Origin of the sequence: Cellulosimicrobium sp. MI9406, assembly GCF_040595865.1 — a bacterium.
In the GTDB taxonomy this organism is placed as follows: Bacteria; Actinomycetota; Actinomycetes; order Actinomycetales; family Cellulomonadaceae; genus Cellulosimicrobium; species Cellulosimicrobium funkei.
Window position 1 is genome coordinate 132,340 of the sequence record NZ_JALIZI010000010.1, and the last position, 26,562, is coordinate 158,901.

Annotated in this window: 25 protein-coding genes; 20 read left to right on the forward strand and 5 right to left on the reverse strand. The window is 76.5% G+C overall.

Annotated elements, in window-relative coordinates:
* The first annotated feature begins 6 nt into the window (after nucleotides 1–6).
* On the forward strand, nucleotides 7–486 hold the full coding sequence (locus MT994_RS17885) for a DUF4395 domain-containing protein (protein ID WP_076404531.1): 480 nt from the start codon (nucleotides 7–9) through the stop codon (nucleotides 484–486).
* 51 nt (nucleotides 487–537) lie between these two features.
* On the opposite strand, the gene MT994_RS17890 is transcribed toward MT994_RS17885, so the two are convergent.
* Nucleotides 538–933, reverse strand: coding sequence for a DsrE family protein (locus tag MT994_RS17890; RefSeq protein WP_228485077.1), 396 nt, complete (start codon nucleotides 931–933; stop codon nucleotides 538–540).
* Between the two features lie 254 nt (nucleotides 934–1,187).
* On the opposite strand from MT994_RS17890, the gene MT994_RS17895 reads away from it, so the two are divergent.
* The 9 genes from MT994_RS17895 (at nucleotide 1,188) to MT994_RS17935 (ending at nucleotide 8,715) form a co-directional block, all read left to right on the forward strand.
* A complete protein-coding gene (locus tag MT994_RS17895; protein ID WP_043654723.1) occupies nucleotides 1,188–1,784 on the forward strand; it encodes an FABP family protein in 597 nt (198 codons plus the stop codon).
* A 64-nt stretch (nucleotides 1,785–1,848) separates the two neighbouring features.
* Nucleotides 1,849–2,991 carry a glycine cleavage T C-terminal barrel domain-containing protein gene (locus tag MT994_RS17900; RefSeq protein ID WP_354807330.1) on the forward strand — a complete coding sequence of 381 codons (1,143 nt, stop codon included), beginning with the start codon at nucleotides 1,849–1,851 and terminating at the stop codon, nucleotides 2,989–2,991.
* Nucleotides 2,988–4,130: an FUSC family protein gene (locus MT994_RS17905; protein ID WP_354807332.1), complete on the forward strand. Its 1,143-nt coding sequence runs from the start codon at nucleotides 2,988–2,990 to the stop codon at nucleotides 4,128–4,130. Before MT994_RS17900 ends, MT994_RS17905 begins: the two co-directional genes overlap by 4 nt.
* Before the next feature lie 64 nt (nucleotides 4,131–4,194).
* Nucleotides 4,195–4,527 (forward strand): type II toxin-antitoxin system prevent-host-death family antitoxin, encoded by a 333-nt coding sequence (locus MT994_RS17910; RefSeq protein WP_171468365.1) that lies wholly within the window; start codon nucleotides 4,195–4,197, stop codon nucleotides 4,525–4,527.
* Nucleotides 4,528–4,537: 10 nt separating this feature from the next.
* A complete protein-coding gene (locus MT994_RS17915) occupies nucleotides 4,538–4,975 on the forward strand; it encodes a type II toxin-antitoxin system VapC family toxin (protein WP_354807334.1) in 438 nt (145 codons plus the stop codon).
* 10 nt (nucleotides 4,976–4,985) lie between these two features.
* The gene (locus tag MT994_RS17920) at nucleotides 4,986–5,324 is read left to right on the forward strand and encodes a DUF2516 family protein (RefSeq protein WP_308200541.1); all 339 of its coding nucleotides are present in this window, start codon (nucleotides 4,986–4,988) and stop codon (nucleotides 5,322–5,324) included.
* 8 nt (nucleotides 5,325–5,332) lie between these two features.
* Nucleotides 5,333–6,415 (forward strand): asparaginase, encoded by a 1,083-nt coding sequence (locus tag MT994_RS17925; protein ID WP_354807335.1) that lies wholly within the window; start codon nucleotides 5,333–5,335, stop codon nucleotides 6,413–6,415.
* Complete coding sequence (gene dtd / locus MT994_RS17930; protein ID WP_076404536.1) at nucleotides 6,412–6,852, forward strand: D-aminoacyl-tRNA deacylase; 441 nt, start codon at nucleotides 6,412–6,414, stop codon at nucleotides 6,850–6,852. Before MT994_RS17925 ends, dtd begins: the two co-directional genes overlap by 4 nt.
* A gap of 222 nt (nucleotides 6,853–7,074) precedes the next feature.
* Nucleotides 7,075–8,715 (forward strand): glycosyl hydrolase family 18 protein, encoded by a 1,641-nt coding sequence (locus tag MT994_RS17935; protein ID WP_354807336.1) that lies wholly within the window; start codon nucleotides 7,075–7,077, stop codon nucleotides 8,713–8,715.
* A gap of 52 nt (nucleotides 8,716–8,767) precedes the next feature.
* On the opposite strand, the gene MT994_RS17940 is transcribed toward MT994_RS17935, so the two are convergent.
* On the reverse strand, nucleotides 8,768–9,793 hold the full coding sequence (locus MT994_RS17940; protein WP_354807337.1) for a CorA family divalent cation transporter: 1,026 nt from the start codon (nucleotides 9,791–9,793) through the stop codon (nucleotides 8,768–8,770).
* Nucleotides 9,793–10,008 carry a hypothetical protein gene (locus MT994_RS17945; RefSeq protein WP_354807339.1) on the reverse strand — a complete coding sequence of 72 codons (216 nt, stop codon included), beginning with the start codon at nucleotides 10,006–10,008 and terminating at the stop codon, nucleotides 9,793–9,795. Before MT994_RS17945 ends, MT994_RS17940 begins: the two co-directional genes overlap by 1 nt.
* A 505-nt stretch (nucleotides 10,009–10,513) precedes the next feature.
* Here MT994_RS17945 and MT994_RS17950 point away from each other — a divergent pair.
* The 3 genes from MT994_RS17950 (at nucleotide 10,514) to MT994_RS17960 (ending at nucleotide 16,552) form a co-directional block, all read left to right on the forward strand.
* Complete coding sequence (locus tag MT994_RS17950; protein ID WP_137280718.1) at nucleotides 10,514–13,564, forward strand: helix-turn-helix transcriptional regulator; 3,051 nt, start codon at nucleotides 10,514–10,516, stop codon at nucleotides 13,562–13,564.
* A gap of 212 nt (nucleotides 13,565–13,776) precedes the next feature.
* Nucleotides 13,777–15,684: a glycosyl hydrolase family 18 protein gene (locus tag MT994_RS17955; protein WP_354807340.1), complete on the forward strand. Its 1,908-nt coding sequence runs from the start codon at nucleotides 13,777–13,779 to the stop codon at nucleotides 15,682–15,684.
* A 256-nt stretch (nucleotides 15,685–15,940) separates the two neighbouring features.
* Entirely contained in the window at nucleotides 15,941–16,552 is a 612-nt protein-coding gene (locus tag MT994_RS17960; RefSeq protein ID WP_354807342.1) for a hypothetical protein, read from the forward strand.
* Nucleotides 16,553–16,637: 85 nt separating this feature from the next.
* Here MT994_RS17960 and MT994_RS17965 read toward each other — a convergent pair whose 3' ends face one another.
* Together MT994_RS17965 and MT994_RS17970 are read right to left on the reverse strand one after the other, a co-directional pair.
* Nucleotides 16,638–17,318, reverse strand: coding sequence for a peptidase (locus tag MT994_RS17965; protein WP_354807343.1), 681 nt, complete (start codon nucleotides 17,316–17,318; stop codon nucleotides 16,638–16,640).
* A 207-nt stretch (nucleotides 17,319–17,525) separates the two neighbouring features.
* Nucleotides 17,526–19,352 carry a DUF4012 domain-containing protein gene (locus MT994_RS17970; RefSeq protein ID WP_354807344.1) on the reverse strand — a complete coding sequence of 609 codons (1,827 nt, stop codon included), beginning with the start codon at nucleotides 19,350–19,352 and terminating at the stop codon, nucleotides 17,526–17,528.
* A gap of 138 nt (nucleotides 19,353–19,490) precedes the next feature.
* Between MT994_RS17970 and MT994_RS17975 the strand changes: the two genes are divergently transcribed.
* From MT994_RS17975 to MT994_RS18005, 7 genes are all read left to right on the forward strand, one after another.
* A complete protein-coding gene (locus tag MT994_RS17975; RefSeq protein WP_051028536.1) occupies nucleotides 19,491–20,054 on the forward strand; it encodes a sigma-70 family RNA polymerase sigma factor in 564 nt (187 codons plus the stop codon).
* Between the two features lie 70 nt (nucleotides 20,055–20,124).
* Complete coding sequence (locus tag MT994_RS17980) at nucleotides 20,125–21,621, forward strand: hypothetical protein (RefSeq protein WP_354807346.1); 1,497 nt, start codon at nucleotides 20,125–20,127, stop codon at nucleotides 21,619–21,621.
* Nucleotides 21,622–21,900: 279 nt separating this feature from the next.
* On the forward strand, nucleotides 21,901–23,148 hold the full coding sequence (locus MT994_RS17985) for an inositol-3-phosphate synthase (RefSeq protein WP_354807347.1): 1,248 nt from the start codon (nucleotides 21,901–21,903) through the stop codon (nucleotides 23,146–23,148).
* Nucleotides 23,145–24,074, forward strand: a complete 930-nt coding sequence (locus tag MT994_RS17990) for an SCO3242 family prenyltransferase (RefSeq protein WP_354807349.1) — start codon at nucleotides 23,145–23,147, stop codon at nucleotides 24,072–24,074. The genes MT994_RS17985 and MT994_RS17990 overlap by 4 nt, the downstream gene beginning before the upstream one ends.
* Nucleotides 24,071–24,985, forward strand: coding sequence for a sugar phosphate isomerase/epimerase family protein (locus MT994_RS17995; protein ID WP_354807350.1), 915 nt, complete (start codon nucleotides 24,071–24,073; stop codon nucleotides 24,983–24,985). The genes MT994_RS17990 and MT994_RS17995 overlap by 4 nt, the downstream gene beginning before the upstream one ends.
* Nucleotides 24,982–25,683 (forward strand): EboA domain-containing protein, encoded by a 702-nt coding sequence (locus tag MT994_RS18000; RefSeq protein WP_216608000.1) that lies wholly within the window; start codon nucleotides 24,982–24,984, stop codon nucleotides 25,681–25,683. Before MT994_RS17995 ends, MT994_RS18000 begins: the two co-directional genes overlap by 4 nt.
* On the forward strand, nucleotides 25,683–26,561 hold the full coding sequence (locus MT994_RS18005) for a TatD family hydrolase (protein ID WP_061267969.1): 879 nt from the start codon (nucleotides 25,683–25,685) through the stop codon (nucleotides 26,559–26,561). Before MT994_RS18000 ends, MT994_RS18005 begins: the two co-directional genes overlap by 1 nt.
* The last annotated feature ends 1 nt before the right edge of the window (nucleotide 26,562 follow it).

A 26,562-nucleotide genomic window follows, 5' to 3' on the forward strand; every position in this document is an offset into this window, starting at 1 on the left:
ACCCGAGTGAGCGACCAGGCAGGCCCGGAGGCCACCGTCACCGAGCCGGGCGGCGCGCCCGCCGGCATCGACCCGCGCGGGCCGCGCGCGGGGGCGGGCATGACGGCCGTCCTGCTCGCCGTGGTGATCCTGCTCTGGACGTCGCCCGCGGCGCTCGTGCTGCTCGCGGTCGTCGCGGCGAGCTTCCTGCTCGGCACCGTCCGCGGCGCGCAGGGCACGTGGCAGGCGGCCGTCTACCGGCTGGTCCTGCTCCCGCGCATCGGCCCGACGACGGAGCGCGAGGACCCGAGGCCGCCGCGGTTCGCGCAGGCGGTGGGCCTCGTGATCACCGGTGCCGGGGTCGTGCTCGGGCTGATCGGCGTCGCGGGCGCCGTGCCGGCCGCGGCGGCGCTCGCGCTCGTGGCCGCCGTCCTCAACGCCGCGTTCGGCCTGTGCCTCGGGTGCGAGCTGTACCTGCTGCTGCGCCGGGTCGCGCCGGCCCGCTGACGGCCCGGCGCGCGCCCGCCCGGCAGGCGAGCGCCCGCGGGCGCGGCTCGCTCAGTAGACGAGCGCCTGGGCACCCTCGCGCAGTGCCTCCTCGACGAACACCGCCGCCCCCGCGATGCGCACGCCGGGCAGGACGTCGTCGGCGGTGATCCCGCGGCGCGCCGCGCACTGCGTGCAGACGGTCAGCGTGCCCGCGGCGAGGACCGCGTCGAGCAGGTCGGGCAGCGGCGCCGCGTGCTCGAGCTCGAGCTCCGCCGCGCGGCCCGGCACCCCGAACCACGCCGCCTCGCCCGTGAGCCACACGCTCACCTCGACGCCCGCCGCGACCGCGGCGGCGGCGACGGTGAAGGCCTGGTTCGCGGCCTCGGGCCGGTCGAGCCCGGAGGTCGTCTTGACGACGAGGGAGCGGGGGCGGGGGGCGGCGGCAGGGAGCGAGGAGTCGGTCACGCGGCCGAGCGTAGTCCCGCGGGTGACCACGGCCACGGCGTGCCGGTGCCGTCCGGCCGGTAGGATCGCCCGCATGAGCCCGCACACTCTCGAGCTGATCTTCCTCGGCCTGCTCCTCGCGGCGACGGTGACCATCACGTGGTTCGCCGGGTACGTCGTCTACAAGCTCTTCAAGGGCCAGCGCTGACGTCGCCGCGCGGGGCCCGTCCCTGCGCGGGCGCCGCGCGCCGCCCGACTCCGAGAGGTGGTCGCTGATGCCGTTCGAGTTCCCCGAAGGCCTCGCTCCCGAGGTGTACCCGCTCGCCTGGCTCGTCGGGAGCTGGCGCGGCGAGGGCGTCGTCAAGTACCCGGGCATCGAGGAGACGCCGTTCGTCCACGACGTCGTGTTCGACCACGACGGCGGCCCCTACCTGCGCTACGAGTCGACGCTGCGCGTCCTCGACGCCGCGGTCCCCGAGACGGTGCCCGCGGAGGGCGAGTGGCCCGAGCGTGACGAGGCCACCCTCGACGCCGCGGCCGCCGCGTCGCCCGTCTGGTCCACGGAGACCGGCTACTGGCGCGTGTCGACCGACCGGCCCGAGGGCCTGGAGGACGACCGCCACCCCCTCGAGGTCCTGGTCGCCGACCCGGCGGGCCGCGTGTCGGTCTACCTGGGCGCCGTCGGCAACGGCCGCGTGGACCTGGCGAGCGACCTCATCGCGCGCACGTCCACCGCGTCCGAGGTCACGGCCTCGAAGCGGCTCTACGGGTTCGTCGAGGGCCAGCTCCTGTGGGTGTGGGAATTGGCGGCCTTCGGTCAGCCGTTGCAGTCGTACGCGTCCGCGAAGCTGACCCGGCGCCCGTCGGCCTGACGCAGGCCACCGGGCGGCCCGAGGGCCCGCCCGGTCCGGACGCGTCGACGAAGGAGGACCACCCGTGACCACCGGTTACACCAGCCCGCTCCTGTCTCGCCACGGCGCCGTGCCCGCGACGGGCCCCGACGAGGGCGTCGCCTGGCACTACGGCGACCCGACCGGGGAGCAGCGCGCGCTGCGCACGGGCGGCGCCGTCGTCGACCAGTCGCACCTGGGCATCGTCACGGTCACGGGCCCGGACCGGCTGAGCTGGCTGCACTCCATCACGTCCCAGGACCTCACGGACCTCGCGCCGCGCACCTCGACCGAGCTGCTCGTGCTCTCGCCGCAGGGCCACGTCGAGCACGCCGCGTCGGTCGTCGACGACGGCACCACGACCTGGCTCGTCACCGAGCGCTCGCACGCGGCCGACCTCGCCGCGTGGCTGGACCGCATGAAGTTCATGCTCCGCGTCGAGATCGCCGACGCCACGGACGAGTGGGCCGCGCTCGGCGAGCCGGTCGACGCCGAGGGCGCCGAGGACGAGCCCGTGACGTGGCGCGACCCGTGGCCGCGCGTCCTCGCGGGCGGCACGCGGTACGGCCCGCCCGAGGACGAGCACCCGGGCCGCGAGCGCCCGTGGCGGCTCGTGCTCGTCCCGCGCGCGGAGCTGGCCGACGCCGTCGCGGCGCGTGAGGCCGCCGGGTGGCGCCTGGTGGGCACGTGGGCGAGCGAGGCCGCGCGCGTCGAGGCCTGGCGCCCGCGCCTCGCGACGGAGGTCGACCACCGGTCGATCCCGCACGAGACCGACTGGCTGCGCACCGCCGTCCACCTGCACAAGGGCTGCTACCGGGGGCAGGAGACCATCGCGCGCGTGCACAACCTCGGGCGTCCGCCGCGGCGCGTCGTCATGCTGCACCTCGACGGCTCTGGCCACCTGCTGCCCGCCCCGGGGGCCGAGGTCACGCTCGACGGCCGCGCCGTCGGGTCCGTCACGTCGGTCGCGCGCCACCACGAGCTCGGGCCGATCGCGCTCGCGGTCCTCAAGCGGAGCGCGCCGGTCGACGCCGAGCTCCTCGTCGACTGCGACGGCGGCGCGATCTCCGCGGCGCAGGAGGTCGTGGTGCCCGGCGAGGGCGTCTCCGTCGACCGTCCGGCCGCGCGCGGCCCCGTCGGGCGCGGCGTCACGCCGCGCGGCGAGGGCGCACCCACGAGCATGCTGTGACGTCGGGGCCGGCGGGCGGGCAGTCCCCGGGGGCGGTCCACGTCGCCCGGACGGCGTGGCGCCGGCTCCTCCTGCGGGCCCGGGTCCGGCAGGGCGCGTCGCGCGTGCGCGTGGCGCTGTGGCCCATCCTCCAGGCGTCGGCGGCCGCCGGTCTCGCGTTCGGCATCGCCCGGTACGGGCTCGGGCACACGGCCCCCTTCTTCGCGCCGGTCTCCGCGTGGATCTGCCTCGGCTTCAGCCAGGACCGTCAGCTCCGCCGCGTGCTCGAGCTCGCGGTGGGCGTCGCGATCGGCGTCGGCCTGGGGGACCTCGTGGTCCACGCGATCGGGTCGGGCTGGTGGCAGGTCGCCGTCGTCCTCGCGGTCTCGGCCCTCGCCGCACGCTTCATCGACCGGGGCGCGATGCTCACGACGCAGGCGGGCGTGCAGGCCATCGTCATCGTCGGGCTCCCGGCCGCGCAGGCGGGCGGCCCGCTCGGGCGGTGGACGGACGCGCTCGTGGGCGGCGCCGTCGCGCTCGCCGTCGCGGCGCTCACCCCGGGCGACCCGCGGCGACGCCCCCGTCTCCTCGGGGCGGAGGCGACGTCGGAGCTCGCGGGCGTGCTCGACGTGCTCGCGCGCGGCCTGCGGGCGCGCGACCCCGGGGACCTCGACGCGGCGCTGGTCAAGGGCCGGGCGTCCGAGGGCGCGCTCGAGGAGTGGCAGTCGTCCGCGACGTCCGCGCGCGAGCTCGCGCGCGTGAGCGCCGCCGGGCTGCGGCACCGGGACGAGCTGGGCGGGCTCGAGCGGCAGGCGGTGCTCGTCGACCGTGCGATGCGCAGCGTGCGCGTCCTGGCGCGGCGCGCACGGCCGGTCGCGAGCGGCCCGGACCACCACGAGCTCGACGCCGTGGCGGACCTCGTCGCCCGGTTCGGCGCCGGGGTGCACGTGCTCGCCGAGGCCGTCGGCGCGGGGCGCGACCCCGCGGTCGCGCGCGAGGTCCTCCTCGAGGTGGCCCGCAGCGCCGACCCCCACGCGCTCGGCGACGGCGACTGGCAGGTGCAGTCGCTCGTGATGCTCGTGCGGTCGCCGATCGTCGACGCCCTGGAGGCGGCGGGCGCGACGCCCGAGCAGGCGCGCGACGCGCTCCCCGAGCTCTGAGAGCGTTCGCACCCAGGACGACCGACCCCTGCACAGCGGTACCGCGGGCCGGTACGGTCGGGGCATGGAGGTCCCTGTCAGCGCGCTGCGCGCCGAGCTCAAGTCGTGGATCGAGCGGGCCAGGGACGGTGAGGAGGTCGTCATCACCGAGCGCGGCGTCCCCGTCGCCCGGCTGACCGGCGTCGCGACGGCGGACCTCGTCACCGAGCTCGTGCGCGACGGCGTCCTGGTGCCCCCGGCGGGGGAGCGCCCCGTGCACGCGGTGCCCGCGCCGGCGCTCGCCGCGGCGACGGACGGGGCACGTCCGGCGGGTCCCGACGGCCCGCGCCCGTCCGACGGCGCCCGGGCCGCCCGCGGCGGCGGGGTCGCGGCGCTCGTGCGCCGGATCCGGCGCTGAGGGGCCCGCGGTGGCCCTCGTCTACTTCGACGCGAGCGCGCTCGTGAAGCTGTGCGTCCCCGAGGCGGGCTCCGCGCTGGCGAGCCGCCTGTGGAACCGTGCGGACGTCGTCGTCACGAGCCGTCTCGCCGACGTCGAGGTCCGCGCCGCGCTCGCCGCGGGGGCCCGTGGCGGGGTCATCGACGGCCCGGCGCACGCCCGCGCGCTCGGCACGTGGGACACGCTGCGACCCGCGCTGCACGTGGTCGAGGTGTCCGGTGCCGTCACCGACCGCGCGTCGCGGCTCGTCGCCGCGGGGTCGCTGCGCAGCAACGACGCGGTGCACGTGGCGAGCGCGCTCGCCGTCGCGCACGACGACACGGTCGTGGCCGCGTGGGACCCGCACGTCGTGACCGCGGCGCGCGCCGCCGGGCTGCGCGTGGTGCCGTGGCCGCTCGCCAGAACGTAGGCTCGTGCCCGTGGGAATCTTCGGGTCGCTGCAGTGGATCGTCTACCTCCTCCTGTCGCTGGTCGTGTTCGGGACGCAGCTCTTCGCGCTCGTCGACGCGATCCGGCGGCCCGCGAGCGCGTTCACGGCCGAGGGCAAGCTGAGCAAGCCGATCTGGCTCGCGATCCTCGGCGTCGCCGCGGCGCTCGGCTTCCTCTCCATCCCGCTCGGCGGCGGGATCAACCTCGGCTTCATCGGGATCATCGCGGTCGTCGCGGCGATCGTGTACCTCGTCGACGTGCGTCCCCGCCTCCAGCCGTACGGGAACGGGCGCGGCAACGGGTCGTCCGGCCGGCCCGGCGGCTGGTGAGCGCCGCGGTGACCGACGGCGTCCGCACCGGGGTCGCGCGCGCCGCCGTCCCGCTGGCCGAGGTCGTGCGCGGCGACCTCGTGGAGTCCGTGCACACGGGGCACCTCGTGCTGCTGGAGCCCGACGGCGGCACGCTCCTCGAGCGTGGTGACGCCGGCACGGTCGTCTGGCCGCGCTCGAGCGTCAAGCCGTTCCAGGCCGTCGCGATGCTGCGGCACGGCCTGCGCCTGCCGCCGCGCCTCCTGGCCCTCGCCGCCGCGAGCCACAACGGCGAGCCCGAGCACCTCGCGGGGGTGCGCGAGATCCTCGCGGGCGCCGGGCTCGACGAGTCCGCGCTGCGCAACACCCCGGACCTCCCGCTGCACCCGCCGGCCGCGCTCGCGTGGCAGGAGGCGGGGAACGGCCCGTCGTCGATCACCCAGAACTGCTCCGGCAAGCACGCGGCGATGCTCGCGACGTGCGTCGTCGCGGGCTGGGACCCGCGCACGTACCTGGAGCACGACCACCCGCTGCAGGTCGCGGTGCGCGAGACCGTCGCGGAGGCGACGGGCGTCGCCGTCGAGCACGTGACGGTCGACGGCTGCGGCGCGCCGCTCTTCTCGACGACCGTGCGCGGGCTCGCGCGCGCGTTCGGGCGACTCGCCGCGGCCCCGCAGCACGACCCGGGTTCGGCCGAGGCGGAGGTCGCGCGCGCCATGGCGGCGTTCCCCGAGATGGTGGGCGGCACGGGACGCGACGCGACCCTTGCGATGCGCGCCGTCCCGGGCCTGGTCGCCAAGGACGGGGCCGACGGGGTGTACGGGGCCGGGCTGCCCGACGGCCGTGCCCTCGCCCTCAAGGTGCTCGACGGCGCGTCCCGGCCGCGCCCGGCGGTGCTCGCCGCGGCGCTGCGCCGTCTCGGCGCGCTCGACGTCGCGGGCGCGGACGGGCCGGCGCTCGACGCGCTCGGCGACGTGCCCGTGCTCGGCGCCGGGCAGCCGGTGGGCGCCGTGCGCGCGGTGCTCGACGAGCCCGGGACGGACGCGGCGTACGACGCCTCGCAGGACCTCTCGTCCGACGCAGCGCGGCGCGACGACAGGGGACGGCCGTGAGGGCCGTCGTGCAGCGCGTGACGCGCGCGAGCGTGAGCGTCGTGGCCGACGACGGGACGGCGGAGGTCGTCGGCGCGATCGACCGACCGGGCCTGCTCGCGCTCGTCGGCGTCACGCACGACGACGGCGACGCGCAGGTGGAGACGATCGCGCGCAAGATCGCCGAGCTGCGGATCCTCGCGGGGGAGCGGTCCGTGCTCGACGACGGCGCGCCCGTGCTCGTCGTCTCCCAGTTCACGCTCTACGCGGACACGCGCAAGGGCCGTCGGCCGTCGTGGAACGGCGCGGCGCCCGGTCCTGTCGCGGAGCCGCTCGTCGACGCGGTCGTCGAGGCGCTGCGCGCCCGCGGGGTCGAGGTGGCGACCGGGCGGTTCGGCGCGCACATGGCGGTCGACCTCGTCAACGACGGCCCGGTCACGCTGATCCTCGAGGCCTGACGCGGCGTCGTACGGGCTGTCCCGTACGGGGCCTGCGTACGGAGGACCGCGTACCCCGCGCGGCGCGCGTGACGCGAAGAGTGTGGGAAGCACGTAGTCCCGCGGGCCCCGCCCACGGCTACGGTCGCTCACGTCAGCCGGTCGCTCAGGCCCCGCAGGAGGCCGCACCGCCGCGCGTCCGCGCGGGTCGGCGACCGACCTCGTCGACGAGAGGTCCTCTCGATGCACCGTCCTCGCCCGTCCGCCCCGCGCCGCGCCCGCGCCACGCGCGCGGCCGCCGGCCTCACCGCCCTCGCGCTCGCCGCGAGCGGGGCCGTCGCCGCCGCGACGACCGCCGCCGCCGCGCCGACCGCCCACCTGACCGCCACGACGGCGGCCACCATCCCGACGCCCGACTCCCCGAACGGCGACGCCGCCCTCAACGGGTACCGCAACGTCGGCTACTTCATGTCCTGGGCCCCGGAGAACTACGGCTACACCGTGCGCGACTTCGTCGAGTCGGGCCAGGCCGAGCAGATCACCCACGTGAACTACGCGTTCGGCAACATCCACCCGACCGACCTCACGTGCTTCCTCGCGGACGCCCCGGGCACGCCCGAGCCGGGCGGCAACGACGGCGCCGGCGACGCGCAGGCCGACTTCGTGCGAGCCGTCTCCGCCGAGGACTCGGTGGACGGCGTCGCGGACGAGCCGGGCCAGGCGCTCGCGGGGAACTTCAACCAGCTCCGCAAGCTCAAGGAGGAGCACCCCGACACCAAGGTCCTCATGTCGCTCGGCGGCTGGACCTGGTCCAAGTTCTTCTCGAAGGCCGCGGCGACGCCCGAGAGCCGCGAGAAGTTCGTCGCGTCGTGCATCGACCTCTACATCGACGGCAACCTGCCCGTGATCGACGGCCGCGGCGGCCCCGGCGCGGCCGCGGGCCTGTTCGACGGCATCGACGTCGACTGGGAGTGGCCCGGGGCCCCCGACTGGTCGCAGCACCCCGAGAACCACGTCGACCCGGTCAACGACAAGGCGAACTTCACCGCGCTGCTCGCCGAGTTCCGCAAGCAGCTCGACGAGCGCGGTGCCGCGCAGGGCAAGGACTACCTGCTCTCCGCCTACATCCCGGTGAGCCCCACCGTGGTGAACGCCGGCTGGGACGCCCCGACGATCTTCGACTACCTCGACTACGGCAACATGCAGGGCTACGACCTGCACGGTGGCTGGTCGCCGAACCTCGCCGGGCACCAGGCGAACCTGCACGACACCACGCAGCCCGGCACGATCTCGCTCGAGGACGGCATCGACCTCTACCTGTCGCGCGGCGTCGACCCCGCCCAGCTCACGCTCGGCATCCCGGCGTTCGGCCGCGGCTGGTCCGGCGTCGAGGCCGGCGACTCGAACGGCGCCTGGCAGCCCGCCGCGGGGGTCGCCCCCGGCACCTACGAGGCCGGGAACAAGCAGTACTTCGAGCTGCGCGACCACGGGACCGAGTACTTCGACGAGGTCAGCGGGGCCTCGTGGCGCTACGACGGCGACCAGTGGTGGAGCGTCGACACGCCGCGCGCCGTCGCGTTCAAGGCGTCGTGGATCACGGAGAAGGGCCTCGGCGGCTCGATGTTCTGGGACCTCGCGGGCGACTACGAGGACGAGCTCGTCGGCACGGCGGCCGACGTCTACCGCGCGGCCCCGGCCGGTCCGGTCGACCCGACCGCGCCCGGCTCGTGCTTCCCGGGCTGGGACCGCAGCACCTCGTACGTCGGGGGCCGCGTCGTCTCGCACGAGGGCGTGAACTACCGCGCCGCGTGGTGGGTCCGCACGAACGTCCCGGGCACGGAGAAGTGGTACCCGGCCTGGCGCGTCGTCGGCACCTGCGCCTGACGACCTGACGGTGCGGTGCGCGGCCTCGGCCGCGCACCGCACCGTCCGTCGCTCAGCGCAGCCAGCCGCGGCGCTTGATGTACGCGAGCGGGATGACGGCGGCGACGAGCGTCACGAGGACCGTGAGCGTGAACCCGTACGGCCGGTCGAGCTCGGGCATGTGCGTGAAGTTCATGCCGTAGAACGACGCGATGAGCGTCGGGGGCAGGAACACCGCCGTGATGATGGTGAAGACCTTGACGATCTGCGCCTGCTTGACGTCGAGCGACGTCATGATCGCCTGCTGCAGGTAGCGCACCTTGTCGTGCTCGAACCCGGCGTGCTGCTTCACGCCGTCGACGTCCGCGACGAGCGTCTCGACGAGCCCCGCGAGCACGGGGTCCGAGTCCGCGATCTCGCTGCGCAGGTGCCGCGCGGCGCGCGCGAGCGAGAGCTGGGACTCCTGGGCGCGCGACACGATCTCCTCGGCGCGGTTCATGCGCGTGATCGTGTCCTGCATGTCGCTCACCCCGATCTCCCGGCCGCGCGAGTCGACTCCGCGCGTGGCCTCGTCGATCTCGTCGGACATGTCCTCGAGCAGGTCGCTCGCGTAGGACACGACGCGGTCGGCCGCCTCGTTGAGCGCGTAGAGCAGCGCGTACGCGACGCCGTACGACGAGCCGATGAGCCACGGCGTGCGGCGCATGCGGGCGATCGCCTTGTCGAAGACGGCGTAGTGCCGCTGCGGCTGGGCCGTCACGACGACGTCGGCGGACAGGGCGAGCACGATGCGCTCGTCCACCACCCGGTCGCCGTCGCGCCGGGTCGCCGTCACCGGCAGGTAGACGTGCGCGTCCGTCTCCCAGACGCGGCCCCCGGCGGCCGCGAAGTCGACGCCGTGCTCGGCCGCGCGGGCCGCGGAGTCGGGGTCTCCGACCGCGACCTGCACCCAGCGCGAGCGCAGGACGCGCGGGTCGAACCGGGGCGAGCCGTCGCCGTGCGCGCGGGCGTGCAGGTCGAGCCCCCCGCGCACCGGGGCGGGCAGGCGGGTCTCCGTCCCGGGGGCGAGGCCCGGGGTCTCGTGCAGCATCGTCGTCATCACGCACCGCCGGCCGTGAAGTGCGCGGTGAGGAGCGCGGCGCAGATGAACAGGTAGAGCCCCACGGTGAAGGAGATCGACTGCCGTTCGAGGTTCGGCCGGCGCGTGCGGCGCCGCTCCTCGCGCGGGGCGCGCAGGGGCGTCCGGGCGGGGCGGGTCCGCACCGGGGTGGCAGGGGTGGTGGTCGGCGCGGTCGCAGGGGAACGCTGCGTCATGGTGGTCGTCCTTTCCGGCGGGCGGACGGCACGGGCGCGGCCACGGGTGGGCGGCGCGGGTGCGTCGGCGGGGGAGGTCCGGCGGCGCGCGCGAGGCGCGCGCGGAGCGCACTGGCGACCTCCCCGCGCGGGACGGACGACGGCCGGGGACGCAGGGACCTGCGTCGGCCGGGCTCAGGCGTCGGGTCGCGAGCCACGGGGGGTGAGCGCGCAGTGCACGGATCTATGACTGCTGCCGTCAGGCATGGGGCTCACCTCGCTCTCGTGGCGGCGGCGCCGTGGGCGCCGCACCCGGGTCGGGGCGCACGAGGGTCGTGGCCGCGACGGGGATCGAGGCCAGGCTAGCCCTCCGGGCAGCGGGCGGCAACCGTCGAGGTGCGGGCGTCGGCCCAGGTGGCGGCCGTGTGACGAGCGGGAAACGATGAGGTGATCCCTTGTTTACGGAGGGTTGTTAACATTTCATCCGGTCGACGGGCGACGAAGCCCCCGGACGGAGGGTCCCGACATGTCAGAACAGCAGGACTACATGGTTCCCGAGCCGGTCCGTCGTGCGGACTCGCGGTTCGCGCGACGGCTCGAGCGGCTCTCGTCCCGCGCGCAGGAGGTCGACCGCGCGCTCGCCGCCGTGAGCGAGGGCAAGGGCGGTCTCGTGTGGACCGCCGAGCACGGCATGGGCGCGAGCGCGACGCTCGAGCTCGTGTGCGAGGCCGTCGCGACGCACGAGTTCGCGCAGCCGACCGTCACGCTCCGCTGTCGCCCGCCCGCGGGCGTCCCCGCTCCCGGGTCGGCCGTCGTCTCCGTCGTGTCGCAGGTGTCGCAGCTCGCGGGCGGCGTGGTCCCCGAGCGGCTCACGCGGGTCCTCGAGCCGGTCGACCCGGGCTTCGGCCACCTCCCCGAGGTGGCGGCGGTCGCGCTCGCCGAGCTCCTCGTCGCGACGTTCGACGGCGCGACCGTCGTCCTCGTCGCCGACGACCTCCACCTCCAGGACGAGCTGAGCCGGTCGGTCCTCGCGAGCCTCGTGGCGCAGCGGCACGCGCCCGTCGTCCTGCTGGGCACGGCGCCCGCGGGCGCGCTCGACCCGTCCGCGGGGCCGTTCGAGCTGCGCGCCGTCCCGCCGCTCGCGCCGGCCGACGCGCTCCACCTCCTGCTCGTCGAGCGGCGGCTCGCCGTCGCCCCGCACGTCGCGGCGCGGCTCGCGCACCTCCTCGGCGGCAACGCCGCGGCCATCACGCAGACGGCGGCGCTCCTCACCCCCGAGCAGCTCTCGGGCGGGTCGATCCTGCCCGACCCGCTGCCCGCCGTCCCCGCCGTCCGGTCGCTCTTCGCCGACCGGCTCGCCGCGCTCAGCGAGGCGGAGCGCCAGGCGCTGCTCGTCGCGGCGGTCGCCGTCGTCGACCGTACCGAGCTCGTGCTGTCCGCGACGGGGCTCGCGATGGAGCAGGTCCTCGACGGCCCGCTCGCGGAGCACCTCGTCCTCGCGGGGGGCCGCTTCGCGTTCGTCGACCCGCGCATGCGCTCGCTCGTCCACGCCGACGCCCGCCTCGCCGAGCGCACGGCGGCGCACGTCGCGCTCGCCGAGGCGCACCGGCGGGCGGGGGAGGAGGACGTCGCGGTGTGGCACTCGGCGCTCGCGACCCTCGTGGGCGACCCGGCGCTCGTCCCGGGCCTCCTGCGCATCGCGCGCCGCCACCTCGACCGCGGCGACGTCGTGTGGGCGCACGAGGTCGCGCGCGAGGCGGCGAGCCAGGCGGGTGCCGAGCACCGCGCCGAGGCGTTCGCGATCGCCGGGGTCGCGGCCCTGCGCTCGGGCCACGTGCAGGACGCCGCCGACTGGCTGCGCAAGGCCTCGCGGAGCGGGGACGACGCGCTGCGCGCGTGCACGCTCGGCCCGCTCGTCGCGGCGCTCACGCTCGCCGAGGGGCAGGTGCCCGACGACGTCCTGTCGCCCTACCTGCGCGGGGGCCGGCCTGACGGCCTCCCGCCGGACGCCGTCGCCGGGGTCGTGACGGGCGTGCTCACGGCGGCGCGGCTGCACGCCGAGCGGGGCGACGGCGTGAGCACCTCCCAGCTCCTCGACACCGCGACGTTCCTCGCGTCGTGGTGCGAGGACGACGCGACCCCGGCCCGTCTCGCCCTCGCGCGCTCCTGGGCCGCGGTGTTCGGGGTGGGGGAGCGCGGCGTCGTGCCCGACGTCGACCTGGGCCCGGACCACGAGGCCGCGCTCCAGGTGAGCCGGGCGCTCGGGCTCGCCGCCGACGACCGGCTGGACGACGCCGCGCAGACGCTCGCGAGCGTCGTCGCCTCCCTGGCCCCGGTGCGCGACGGCGGCCGGTGGTTCGACGGCCCGGACGCCGCCCTCACGCCGCTCGCCGAGGCGCACGTCCGGCTCGCGCAGGCGCTCGTGCACCTGTGGCGCGGCACCCTCACGCGCGCCGCGGACGAGCTCGCGGAGGCCGCGTTCCGCCTGCCGCTCGGCCTGCCGTTCGCGGGGATGGGCGTGGCCGCCGCGCGCCGCCTCGACATGATGACCCGGGGCGTCGTCGGGCCCGTCGCGACGGCGCTCGAGGAGACGTGCGCGAGCCCGACGTCGCGGCCCGTGCGCCTCGGCCTGCTCGTGGACCGCGCCATGGGCGCCGCGTTCGCCCACCACGTGACCCAGGCCGCGACGCTGCTCGAGCTCGCCGCGGAGCGCGAGCGTCCCGACAGCGCGCGCATGCTGCCGCTGCCCGGGCTGGACGACGTCGAGGCCTGGGTCGTCGCCGGGCGGCACGACGCGGCGCAGCGCGCGCTCGCGCGGCGCCGGGTCGACGCCAAGGAGCTCCCGCCGTCGCTGCGGTCGGCGACGCTCGTGCGCGCCGACGTCTCGCTCGCCGCGCCCGAGGACCTCACCGCGCCGCTCGAGCGGGCCACGCGCGTGAACCGCACGACCGCGTCGCCCTACGAGCACGCGCGGACCGACCTGTGCGCCGCGCGCGCCCTCGTGCGCGCGGGCGAGCTGCAGCGCGCCCACGGCCTGTTCCTGTCCGCGATCGAGCTGTTCGACGACGCGGGCGCGGACGCCTGGACGACGATCGCGCTCGACGAGCACGCCGAGGTGGTCCGCCTCCTCGGGGGCCCGGTGCCCGAGGACCTGACCGCGGCCGTGCCGGGGGTGCCCGGCGTCCTCGGCGGTGGGGCCGTCGTCCCGGGCGGCACGTGGCCCGCGGCCCCGCGGGCCGGGAGCATGCACGCCGCCCTCGGGGTCGCGCGCGCCGGCGTCGAGGCGCAGGCCGCGCTGCGGCCCGCCCCGCCGGACGCGTGCCGGCTCGCGGTGCGCGAGAGCGACGTGACGGACGAGGCGCTCGCGGAGCTGCGGGGCCGGTGGGCGGACGAGCTCACGGAGCGCGAGCTCGACGTCGCGCTCCTCGTCGTCCAGGGCGCGTCGAACCGGGAGGCGGCGGACCAGCTCTACCTGTCGGTCCGCACGGTGGAGGTCCACCTCGGGCGCGTGTTCCGCAAGCTCGGGGTGCGCTCGCGCGTCGAGCTCACGGTCCTGGCGCACCGCGTGGGGCGCTGAGCCGGGGTCGATTCGGGGCCTCTCGTCAGCATCTGTCCGCTTTTGTCCTACGGGTCTTCCCCTACGCCGACCGCGCGGAGGAGCCGCGAACACTGCGGGAAGCGCGGATCACGCGCGGGTCCCCTCGTGGCTACGTTCGGGGTGACCTGAGGGCAGGGCGGTCCGGAGCACGGAGCCGCCGCAGCTCCCCGTACGAGCACGAGGCAGGACCCATGGACGTGTCCCTCTCCACCCGACCACCGCGCCCGGCCCGGCGGCGCGGCGCGCGCCTCGCGGCGCTCGCGACGGCGGCCGCCCTCGTCGGCGGCCTCCTCGCGGGCGTCGCGCCGGCGCAGGCGGCGCCGACCGCCACGACGGCGGTCGGCAACCCCGGCGACAGCGACGTCAACGGCTACCGCAACGTCGGCTACTTCACCCAGTGGGGCGTGTACGGCCGCGCCTTCCCGCTCAAGAAGGTGCAGGACTCCGGCGCGGCCGCGGACCTCACCCACATCAACTACTCGTTCGGCAACATCCACCACCAGAACCTCACGTGCTTCATCGCGAACAAGGCGCAGGGCACGGGGCCGAACGGCTCCGACGGCGCGGGCGACGCGTGGGCCGACTTCGGCATGGGCTACACGGCCGCGAACTCCGTCGGCGGCGTCGCCGACGCGTGGGACCAGCCGCTCGCGGGCTCGTTCAACCAGCTCAAGCAGCTCAAGGCGAAGAACCCGCAGCTGCGCGCGCTCATCTCGATCGGCGGCTGGACCTGGTCGAAGAACTTCTCCCGCGCGGCGGCGACGCAGGCGTCCCGCGAGAAGCTCGTGTCGTCGTGCATCGACCTCTACATCAAGGGCAACCTGCCCGTGATCGACGGCCGCGGCGGGCCGGGTGCGGCCGCCGGCGTGTTCGACGGCATCGACATCGACTGGGAGTGGCCGGGCTCGAACAACGGCGAGGTCGGCAACTCCGTCGACCCCGTGAACGACCGCGAGAACTTCCGGCTCCTGCTCGCCGAGTTCCGCAAGCAGCTCGACGCGTACGGCGCGCAGACCGGCAAGCACTACCTGCTCTCGGCGTTCCTGCCCGCCAACCCGGCCGACATCGCGGCCGGCGGCTGGAACGACCCGCGCATCTTCCAGTCCCTCGACTACGGCAACGTGCAGGGCTACGACCTCCACGGCGCCTGGGACCCGGCGCTGGCCGGCCACCAGGGCAACCTCTACGACGACCCGGCCGACCCGCGGGCCGCGAGCCGCCAGTTCAGCGCGGACAAGGCCGTCCAGGAGTACCTCCGCGCCGGCGTCGCCCCGAGCCAGCTCGGCCTCGGCCTCGCCATGTACGGCCGCGGCTGGAAGGGCGTCACGTCGTCGCAGCCGTGGTCGGCCGCGAACGGGGCGGCCCCCGGCACGTGGGAGGCGGGCAACGAGGACTACGACAAGCTCCGCACGCGGGGCCAGGACTACTACGACCCGACGACCGTCTCCGCCTGGCGGTACGACGGCGACCAGTGGTGGAGCTACGACAACGCCCGGTCGGTGGCGGCCAAGGCCGAGTACATCGACCGGCTGAACCTGGGAGGCGCCATGTGGTGGGACCTGTCCGGCAACCACGACGGCACGCTGCTCGGCGGCTTCACGGACAAGGTCCGCACGCTGCCGGCCGGTCCCGTCGACGGCACGAGCGGCCCGACGAACCCGCCGACGAACCCGCCCACCAACCCGCCGACCAACCCCCCGACCAACCCGCCGACGGACCCGACGGCCTGCGTGGCCGCGTGGTCGGCCGCGACGGTCTACACGGGCGGGGCGACGGCGTCGTTCGAGGGCAAGAACTACCGCGCGAAGTGGTGGACCCAGGGCGACCGGCCGAGCGCGGGCGGCCCCTGGGAGGCGACGGGCGCGTGCGGCGGGACCACCCCGACGACCCCGCCGACGACGCCGCCCACGAACCCCCCGACCACGCCGCCCACGACGCCGGGCACGTGCACCGCACAGGCGTGGTCCGCGACGGTCGCCTACACCGGGGGCGCGACGGTCTCCTACCAGGGCCAGTCGTACCGCGCGAAGTGGTGGACGCAGAACAACGTCCCGGGCGCGGAGCAGTACGGCCCGTGGCAGGCCCTCGGCGCGTGCTGACGCCCGGCCGCCCCTCCTGACGGGGGACCACCGGGGCGGCCCGCGGGTACGGGGAATCCCGTACCCGCGGGCCGCCATCGTGTGGTTCTCCCGCATCTCGACCAGCCCTCGCGCTCGTTAGCGTGAAGGGGCCGACGAGGACCTCCGCAGCCCTCCCCAGTGGGTTGCGGGGCTCCTCCGACCGTGAAAGGCGGTCAGCGTGCCCGTGCGTCACCGAACGACCCGACCCCGCACCTCCCGTCCCCTCCCGCCCTCCGTGGCCTCCGCCCTGCCCGTGGCCCTGACGGCCGTGCTCGGCGCCGCGCTCCTCGCGGGCTGCACGAGCGGCTCCGACGACGCCGGGTCGGCCGTCGACGGCGGGTCGGGACCCGCCCAGGCCGAGGACCACGGCTCGCACGGCGACCACGCCGACGCGGGCAAGGTGCCCGTCGGCCCCCTCCAGCTCCCCGGCGCCGACTACTGGTCGGTGCTCCAGCCGGCTGACGGCGTCACGCAGGTCCGGGCGGGCGGGTGCCCCGAGGACGCGGCGTGCCCGAGCTTCGAGGTGCTGACCGGTGCGGCGCTCGACGGCGTCGACCCCGCGACGGCGCTCCTGCCCGACGGCGTCACGTGCCCCGGGGCGGATGCGCTCGCGGCCCGCGCGGTCGGCGACCCCGCCGAGTCGGACGTCGAGGTCGCCGGCACGCCCGCGACGCTCGCGCGCTGGACGCTCTCGTGCGTCGACGAGGCCGGGACCGAGGTGCGGACCGTCGAGCAGCTCCAGTGGTACGTGCCCGACGCCCCCGGCGGTGCGGTGCTCGTCGTCGACCGCTGGGCGTTCGAGGGGCTCGAGTCGCGCCTCGCCGCGGGAGGCTGGGCGTCCGCCTGACCGACCCCGGCCGGCACCGACGACGGCCTCGCACCCGGGAGGGTGCGAGGCCGTCGTCGTGCACCCGGCCGTGCCGGCGGCCGGGTCAGCCCTTGCGCGTGCGGCGCGTCAGCAGCACGACCGCGGCGCCCACGGCGGCGAGCCCCGCGGCGACGGCGGCGTACAGGCCCACGGTCGCGCCCGTCGTCGCGAGCGACGAGGATGACGAGCCGGTCGCGACGGTGCGCGAGACCTGGGACGCCGTCGTGGTCGTCGTGGGGTTCCCCTGGCCCGGCGGGTTCGTCGCGCAGCTGGGCGACGACGGCGGGTAGTCCACGCTGACGACCGTCTCGGGGTTGACCTGGAAGAGCACCTGGACGCTGGGGCGCACCCAGTCGAACTCGTCGCCCTCGACCCACTGCCCGTCGACCAGGCTCCAGCCGGGCCAGTCGGCGCCGCGGCCGTCCGCCCCGACGACGGCGCCGGGCCACAGCACGCGGCCCTGCAGGGGGAGGCCGGACTGGACGACGTCCGCGCCGCCCGGGTTGAGCCACGTGATCGTCGCGGTGTCGTTGTCCGTGCCGGTGACGGCGATGGCGTACTCGAGGTACGGGACGTCCCCGTCGCAGACGGGGGACAGGGTGGTGAGCTCGATCGTCGGCTCCGGCACGTACGTGTCGTCCTCGGCGGCTCCCGCGACCGGTGCGGTGAGCAGCACCGCCGTCGCGGCTGTAGCGGTGACGGCCAGCGCGCGGCTCCCGGCGCGGCGTCCTCCCGACGTCTTCATGGTGATTCCTGTCCGTGGGCGGGAAAGGCTGTTCGTGGAGAGGGAGCCGTGCCCCGAGGTCCCTGATACGTGCAGGTGCCACACGCGCGCGAGGTGTTTCCGTCCTGCCAGGCTAGCGAGGCGGGCGCCCGAGTTGGACGCTTGTCCAGGGTGAAAAAAGGGCGGTGCGCGGAATCGTGACCGCGCCGTGACGCGACCCGCCGCGGCTCAGCCGCAGGGCGCGACGTCGACCGTGCGCAGGCCCGGCTGGGTGGTCGTGGGCGTGCTCCACACGTCGAGCGAGGTCGCGGCGGCCGTCCCCGCGTCCCGCGGCGTCGTCGTCGTGAACGACAGGGTCGTCGACTGGCCGGGCGCGAGGTCGACCATCGCGGAGAGCGCGCCGCGGCCCGCGACGTCGCCGGGCTGCGCCGGGAGCGGGGCGTCGTCGCGGCGCAGGCCCGACACCTGCCCGTCGCGCGGCGGGTAGAGCACGACGAACGTGCGCGTGACGCCCGGCTCGACGCCCGCCGTCCCGCCGCCCGTGACGTACCAGGGCAGGCTCGTCGCGGCGTCGGCCGGGGCGGACGACGCGAGGTCGACCTCGAACGTGTCCACGCGGCCCGCGGCCGTGCACGTGCTGCCCGCGAGGCGCACGTCGCTGCCGAGGTAGACGCCCATCTTGCCGCCGGTGCCGTCGTTGAGGAACACGCCGACCGAGCCCGCGGCCTGGTCGGCGGTGTCGATGTCGCCCGCCACGACCGTGCCGGCGAGACGCTCCTGCTCCGCCTCGCGCGCCGACCACAGCAGCACGCGGTGCTCGTCCGCGCCGCGCACGAGCGCGTCCCGCGCGACGGCCGGGTCGGCCCCGCCCGCGAGGAACTCCTCCAGGACCTGGGCCGCGACCGCCGCGAAGAACGTGTCCGTCTGCTCGCCGGGCTCGAGCTCGGCGTACGCGTCGGAGAGGAGGGTCTGCACGACGTTGCCCGCGTCGAGGTCGACCGCGCCGCCGTCGACGTCGACGGTCACCGGGCCCGTGGCCTCGAGCAGGTAGGAGAGCGCGACGGGGTCGGTCGCGACCACGCCGTCGACCTGCTCGCCCTGCGCGCGCTCCCACATCGTCGACGCGAGCGCGGCGGTCGTGGGGAAGTCCGGCGTCAGCGGGGTGTCCTGGAGGTAGCGGCCCACGCGGTCCGTGAAGAGCTCCTCGACCCCGGGGTCGAGGGGCAGCACCGGCTCGTCGAAGGACGGGAAGCCGACCGTCGAGGCCTGCCGCTCCAGCGTCACCCTGCCCTGGTCCGCCGAGATCACCGCGAGCGCGCCGGGGATCCCGCCGCCGGCGCGCAGCTCGGCGTTGTTCAGCGCGAGGACGAGGTAGCGGCGGGGGCCGTGGGCGCCGAGCATCGCGGGCGCGAGCGCCGTGAGCCGGTCGGCGGTGCGGACCACCGGGCGCAGGTCGTCGGTGCGCGCGACGAGCGCGGCGTACGGGTCGGCGACCTCCGCGTGCAGCGCGTCGCGGTCGACGGTCGCGAGGCGCGCGTCGATCGCGTCGAACGCGTCGGCGGCGCGCGCGACCGTCGGCGCGGCCGCGACGAGCGGTGCGAGGTCGATGCCGTCGCCCGTGAGCGCGAGCCCGTCGCCCTCGACGCTGCCGAGGGTCTGGGTGAGGGACGGCAGCACGACGGCCGCGAGGTCGTCGGCCGTCGCGGCGGCGACGGAGAAGGCCCGCAGGTCCTGCCCGTAGACCGGCATGCGGGCGGCGAGCGACCACAAGGGGCCGTCGGTGTGGGCCCGTGCGGACGCGGTGAGGGGCTGGACCCGCTCGAGCGCGGCGTCGGCGGCCGCGACGTCGCCGTCCCGGAGCGCCTCCTCGGCGGCGGGGACCTCGTCCAGCGCGCGCGTCAGGGCGTCGCGCGCGGCGAGCGCGTCCCGGGCGAGGAGCCCGGCGCACACGACGAGCGCGACCGCGAGCAGGAGGAGAACCCAGCCCAGCCAGGCCGCCCGGCTCCGCCGACGGCGGGGGTGGCGCGGCGGGGCGTCCCGCTCCGTCGTCGTCATGCCTCTCAGCGTAGGGGCCGGGGATGGCAGGATCGGGGCCGTCGCGGGTGAGGTTCGGGTGAACCGCGGGGCGTGCAAGGAACGCGGGCCCCGGGACACAGAGCGGTTGACAGCCCGCCCCGCCGACGAGGAGCCGCCGTGACGACCGACGAGGGCAGTGACGAGACCACCGAGGCCGCCGTCCACGACGAGGCCTGGTTCGCCGCGCTCTTCGCCGCGCACGCGACACCGCTGTACCGCTACTTCCGCCGGCGTCTGCCGAGCGCCGTCGGGGGCGTCGCCCCCGACGCCGACGACCTGACGGCCGAGGTCCTCGCGACCGCGTGGCGGCGTCGCGACGACGTGCCCGACGGCGCCGAGCTGCCCTGGCTGTACCGCACGGCGGGGTTCCTCCTCGCCAACCACCGCCGCAAGGCGCGGGCCCTGCCCGTGGCCGAGGTGCCCGAGCGCCCGGACGACGGCGCCGACGTCGAGCACGTCGTCGTGCAGGACGACGAGGTGCGCCGCGCGCTCTCCGCGCTGTCCGACCGCGACCGGCGCATCCTGCTCCTGCACGCGTGGGAGGGGCTCGGCGGGGCGGACCTGGCTGCCGTCCTCGGCACGTCGCGCGGGGGCGCGGACGCCGCGCTGTCCCGGGCCCGCGCGCGCCTGCGCACGGCGTGGGCGGAGCAGTCGGCGCTCGCGCAAGAGACCGGCGCCTGAGCACACATCACGGGTAGACCCGACCGGCCGCACCTGCGCGGTACGGCCCCTGCGGTACCTGGAGGGCGACATGACCACCCGAACCCCCGAGCAGCCCGACGACGCGGACCTGGAGCGCCTGCGCGCGGCGGACCCGGCCGCGGACGCGACCCCGGACGCCACGGCCCTGGAGGCCGCGGTGCGCGACCGCGTCCCCGAGGCGTTCGCCCGCCCCGCGACGACCGGCCCGGGCGCCGCTCCCGCGGAGCTCCCGGCCGCGGCCGGCCTCGCCGGGGCGGACGGCCCGACGGCCGCGCTCGTCGACGAGCTCGCCGAGCGCCGCGCGCGCCGGCTGCGCCGTCGGGCGCCGCTCCAGGTGGCGGCGGCGGTGGTGGGCGCGCTCGTCATCGGGACGGGCGGCTACGCGCTCGGCGCCGGCGGGTGGGGGACCACGGCGGGCGACTCCGCCGCAGAGAGCACGGCGCTCGCGCCGATCCGGCTCAGCAGCGCGGACGCGCCCGCGTCGGCCGACGCGCCGGCGGGGGCGGACGCGTTCGCGGGGGGTGCCGCCACCGAGGAGGGTTTCGCCGCGAGCTCCCGCGCGACGGCGGACATGGCCTATCCCGGGGGCTGGGGCGGGCGCACCGTCTTCCACGCCGAGGGGCTGTCGTCGGACGGCGCGCGCGCGGACGCGTGGGCCTACGACGCGGCGGGCGTGTTCTCGCAGGAGACGGCGCGCCGCGTCGCCGGCGCCCTCGGGGTCCCGGGCGAGGTGCGCGAGGAGTACGGGTCGTACGCGGTCGGCTCGGCCGACTGGACGGGACCCACGGTCTCGCTCCAGCCGGACGGCCTCGCGAGCGTGAGCTTCAACGACCCGGCCAAGGACCCGTGGGGCTGCGTCGTCGTGACGCCGATGCCCGCCGAGGAGGGTGACGGGGCCGGCCCGTCGGCCGAGCCGGGCACGTGCGAGGAGGCCGACCACGGCGCCCCGCCGAGCGGCGCCGAGGCCGGCGACCGGCTGCGCGAGGTCCTGGGGTCCCTCGGCCTCGACGCCGACGGCTACGAGATCGCCGCGGAGGAGCAGCCCGTGGACCAGGGTGCCCCGCGCGTGACGACGGTGACGGCGGCCGAGGTGGTCGACGGGCAGCGCACCGGGACGCAGTGGAGCGCGACGTACTCGGGTGCGGGGCTCGCGTCGCTCTACGGGAGCCTCGCGCCGCGCGTCGCGATCGGCGCGTACGACGTCGTCAGCCCGGCCGAGGCGGTCGAGCGGCTCGGCGACCCGCGGTTCGGCGGGGGCGGGATGATCGCGTGGGCCCGCGAGGACGTGCAGTCCCTCCCGCCGGAGACCGCGTCCGAGCCCGAGGCCCCGACGGTCCCGCCCACCGTGCGGGAGAGGGCGCGGTTCGCGTGGCCCGTCACGGACGTGACGATCACGGACGCACGCCTCGGCCTGGCGGTGCAGTACCAGCCGGACGGCGCCGCCGTCCTGCTGCCCGCGTACGAGCTGTCCGACGCGGACGGGAACGTCTGGTCGGTCGTGGCCGTGGTGGACGACCAGCTCGACTTCACGCCCTCCGTCGGCTGACGGAGCACGACCCGGCGGTCGGTATCGTGATACCGACCGTCAGGTCGGCTTCGCCTGCGCGCTTTTGCACGTTGCAAGCATCCGAGGTCGCGAAAGTGGCCACGCTTTTGATTGACCACCGACAAAAGTGTGGTTAGGGTCGCAGCAGACCGAGCGCCACCGGGTCGGAGAGCGAGCAGAGCGACCCTCTCCCGGGGCGTGCGGTCCGACGGTGGCAGGGAGGCCATCGTCGTCGTGATCGGCGGCGCCGCGGCGTCCGCCGTCGGAACGGGAGCAACGATGCACCACTTCGCCCCTGACGGATCGTCGGACCGCCCCGCCCCGGACGCGCGCACCGGGCTGTGGCTCGTCGGCGCCCGCGGCTCGGTCGCCACCACCGCCGCCCTCGGCCTCGCGGTGATCGCCGACGGGCGCGCGGAGCCGACCGGGTGCGTCACCGCGGGCGAGCCCTTCGCCTCCGCCCCGCTGCCCGCGTTCGGCGACCTCGTCGTGGGCGGCCACGACATCTCCGACGTGTCGATGGTCAAGCGCGCCGAGCTGCTCGTCGAGGCCGGCATGATCGCGCCGCGCCTGCTCACCGCCGCGCACGCCGCGCTCGAGCGGGCCGACGCCGAGGTGCGTCCCGGCTACTCGGCCCACCCCGCCGAGGGCGCCGCGCGCGAGTCCCAGCAGGCCGCGGCGGAGCGCCTCGCGGCGGACATCGTGGACTTCCGCGAGCGCCACGGCCTCGCGCGCGTCGTCGTCGTCGACCTCGTGTCGACCGAGCCGCTGCCCGAGCCCGCGCCCGAGCTCTCCGACCGCGACCTGCTGCGCGCGGCGCTCGCGGACCCGGAGCGCGCGGTGCTGCCGCCGAGCTCGGTCACCGCGTACGCCGCGCTGCTCGCGGGCGCCCCGTTCGCCGAGTTCACGCCGTCGGCGAGCATGCACCTCCCGGTGCTGCTCGAGCTCGCCGAGGAGCGCGGCGTGCCCGTCGCGGGCCAGGACGGCAAGACCGGCCAGACGTGGCTGCGCACGATCCTCGCCCCGGCGTTCGGGGCCCGCGGGCTGCGCGTCCTGTCGTGGGCGGGGGCCAACCTGCTCGGCGGCGGGGACGGCGCCACGCTCGCCGACCCGCAGGCGGTGCAGAGCAAGCTCGTGTCCAAGTCGCGCGGGCTCCAGGACCTCACGGGCAGCGACGTCACGCCGCTGCACATCGACAACGTGCCCGACCTCGGGGACATCAAGGTCGCGTGGGACCACGTCCACGTCGAGGGCTTCCTCGGCTCGCGGCTCACGCTGCAGACCACGTGGTCCGCCTACGACTCGATGCTCGCTGCGCCGCTCGTGCTCGACCTGGCGCGCCTGCTCGCGCTCGCGGACGCGGCCGGGTACGCGGGCCCCGTCCCCGAGCTCGGCTTCTTCTTCAAGGACCCCTGGGGCAGCGGCGTGCACGACTTCGCCGCGCAGACCGTCGCGCTGTCCGACTGGGTCCGCGTGGCGACCGCCCGGGTGGGCGGCGACGCGACCGCCACGGCCGACCGGTCGTGACGGGCTCCCTCCACGACCACCTGGACCTCGTCCGCGCCCCCGCGGTCCTCTCGGTGGTCGGTGACACGCTCGCGGGCGCGGCGGCGGCCGGGCACGCGCTCACGCCGCGCCGCGCGCTCCTGCCCCTCGCCTCGGCCTGCCTGTACGCGGGGGGCATGGCGCTCAACGACTACGCGGACCGGCACCTCGACGCGGTCGAGCGGCCCGAGCGGCCGATCCCGTCGGGCCGCGTGACGGAGCGGCGCGCCCTCCAGGTCGCCGTCGGCCTCACGGCCGCGGGCGTCGGTCTCGCCGCCGCGGGCGGGGGAGCGCGCGCGCTCGCCGTCGCCGTCCCGCTCGCCGCGAGCGTGTGGACGTACGACACGGTCGCCAAGGAGCGCGCGGCCGGTCCGCTCGTCATGGCCGCGTGCCGCGGGCTCGACGTGCTGCTCGGGGCCGGCGCCGGGCACCTGCGCGCCGCGCTGCCGGCCGCCGCGGGGATGGCCGTGCACACCGCGGGCGTCACGTACCTGTCGCGCGGTGAGGTGCACGGCACGACGTCGTCCCTCGCCGCGGGCGTGGCCGCCGCCACCGCGGTGGGCGGGGCGGTCGTCGGCGCCGGCGCGGTGCGCCGCGCACGGGTGGCCGAGGGCGGCGTTAGCCACCGGACGCGCGTCGCGACGGCGGTCGCCGGGGTCGCGGCCGCGGGCGCCTACCTCGCGACGTGCCTGCCCCGGCAGGTCGACGCCGCGATCACGCCGTCCGCCCAGAACGCGTTCGCCGCGACCAAGGCCGGGATCCGCGCGATGCTGCCGCTGCAGGCGGCCTGGTCCGCGCGCGGGGGGAGCCTGGCGTCGGTGGGGGTGCTCGCGGGCGTCGAGGTCGCGGGCCGGCTGCTGCGCCGCGCGGGGCGGGCCCCGGGCCGCACCGAGATGAGCGAGACGTGAGCGCGCCCGGCACCGCCGGGGGCGCGATGCCCTTCACGCTCGGGTACGGCACCAACGGCTTCACCGACCACCCGCTCGACGTCGCGCTCGACGTGCTCGCCGACGAGGGGTACGGCGCCGTCGCGCTCACGCTCGGCTTCCCGCACCTCGACCCCTTCGCGGACGGCTGGGAGGACGAGGCCGCGGCGCTGCGTGCACGGCTCGCCGCGGCGCGCGACGGTGCGGGGATGCGCGTCGTCGTCGAGACGGGCACGCGGTTCCTGCTGGACCCGTTCCGCAAGCACCGCCCCACGCTCGTGGACGTCGAGGCCGACGCGCGGCTGCGGTTCCTGCGCCGCGCGGTCGAGATCGCCGCCGTGCTGGACGCGGAGTGCGTGTCCTTCTTCTCGGGGGTCCTGCCCGACGACGTGACCCCCGCCGAGGGCTGGACGCTCCTGCGCGAGCGCCTGCCCGCGCTCGTCGAGCACGCGCGCGAACGCGGCGTGCGGCTCTCGCTCGAGCCCGAGCCCGGGATGCTCGTGGAGACGGTGGGCGACGCGCTGCGGCTGCGCGACGAGCTGGGCGGCGACGGCGGCGACCTCGCGGACCTCGGGGTCACGGTCGACGTCGGGCACTGCCTCGTCGTCGAGCCCGACGGCGTGGTGGGCGCGCTGCGCGCGGCCGCGCCGTACCTCGCCAACGTGCAGCTCGACGACATGCCGCGCACCCACCACGAGCACCGCCCGTTCGGCGAGGGCGAGATCGACCTCCCGCTCGTGCTCGGCACGCTCGCCGACGTCGGGTACGCGGGCGTCGCGGCGGTCGAGCTGCCCCGCCACTCGTACGACGCCCCCGGCCTCGCGCACCGCAGCATGACAGCGCTGCACCGCGCGTGGGACGACCGCCCCCACCACCCCCAGGAGGTGCCATGACCGAGACCACCCGTCCCGACGCCCGCACGGCGGACGGGACCGCCCCGGGCGAGCGCTGGCTCGCCGAGGCGCGCGCCGCCGTCGCGCAGGACCCCGCGGCCGTGACGCGCGCGTTCGCGCTCGCGGGCCGCCAGGTGGGCCGCGTGCCCGTCCGCCCGGACACCGACCCCGCGGGGGTCGTGCACGGGACGGTCGACGACGCCGCCCGCGCCGACCTCGTGGTCGCGCTCGCCGAGGGGGCGGGTCGTGGCGGTGCCGACGGCGAGGCCGCCCTCGCGGCGCGGCTCGCGGACCTCTACCAGCACGGCGACACCGCCGAGCGGCGGGGCGTCCTGCGCGGTCTCGACGCCCTCACGGAGCGGGGGGCGCTGGCGGACGACGCCGCGCCGTCGGTCGTGGCGGTGGGCCGGGACCTCGCCGCGGACGCGCTCCGCACGAACGACCAGAGCCTCGTCGCGGCGGCCGTCGGGCCGTTCGCGGCCGCGCACCTCGACCCGCACGCGTGGCGCCACGCCGTGCTCAAGCTCGTCTTCATGGGCGTGAGCCTCGACGCCGTCGCCGGTCTCGACGACCGCGCGGACGACGAGCTCGCCCGCATGGCCCGCGACTTCGCCGCCGAGCGCCGCGCCGCGGGCCGCGTCGTGCCCGACGACGTCGCCCGCCTCGCCCCTGACGTCACCACCGGGAGGACCGCCTGATGCGCATCTTCGACCCCCACATCCACATGACCAGCCGCACGACCGACGACTACGAGGCCCTGTACGCCGCGGGCGTGCGCGCGCTCGTCGAGCCGGCGTTCTGGCTGGGCCAGCCGCGCACGAACGTGGGGTCGTTCCTCGACTACTTCGACGCGCTCCTGGGCTGGGAGCGGTTCCGGGCCGCGCAGTTCGGCATCCGGCACCACGCGACGATCGCCCTCAACCCCAAGGAGGCGAACGACGCGCGGTGCCGCGAGGTGCTCGACGAGATCCCGCGCTACCTGCTCAAGGACGGCGTCGTGGCCGTCGGCGAGGTCGGGTACGACTCGATGACGCCCGAGGAGGACGAGGTCTTCTCGCGCCAGCTCCAGATGGCCCGCGACGCGGCGCTGCCCGTGCTCGTGCACACACCGCACCGCGACAAGCTGTCGGGGACGCGGCGCACGCTGGACGTCGTGCGCGAGTCGGGGATCGCGCCCGAGCACGTGCTCGTGGACCACCTCAACGAGACCAACGTCGCGCTCGTGCTCGACGCGGGCGCGTGGGCGGGGTTCTCGATCTACCCGGACACGAAGATGGACGAGGACCGCATGGTCGCGATCCTCCAGGAGCACGGCACCGAGCGGATGATCGTGAACTCCGCCGCCGACTGGGGACGCTCCGACCCGCTCAAGACGCTCAAGACGGGGCAGGCGATGCTCGCCGCGGGCTTCACCGAGGACGACGTCGACCAGGTGCTGTGGCGCAACCCGGTCGAGTTCTACGGGCAGTCGGGCAACCTCGTGCTGGACCCGGTCCCCGGGTTCGTCGAGGGTGACCTCCCCACCCCGGGCGTGGAGTTCGAGGGCTCCTCCGTGCTGCGCGGCGCGCGGGCGTAGC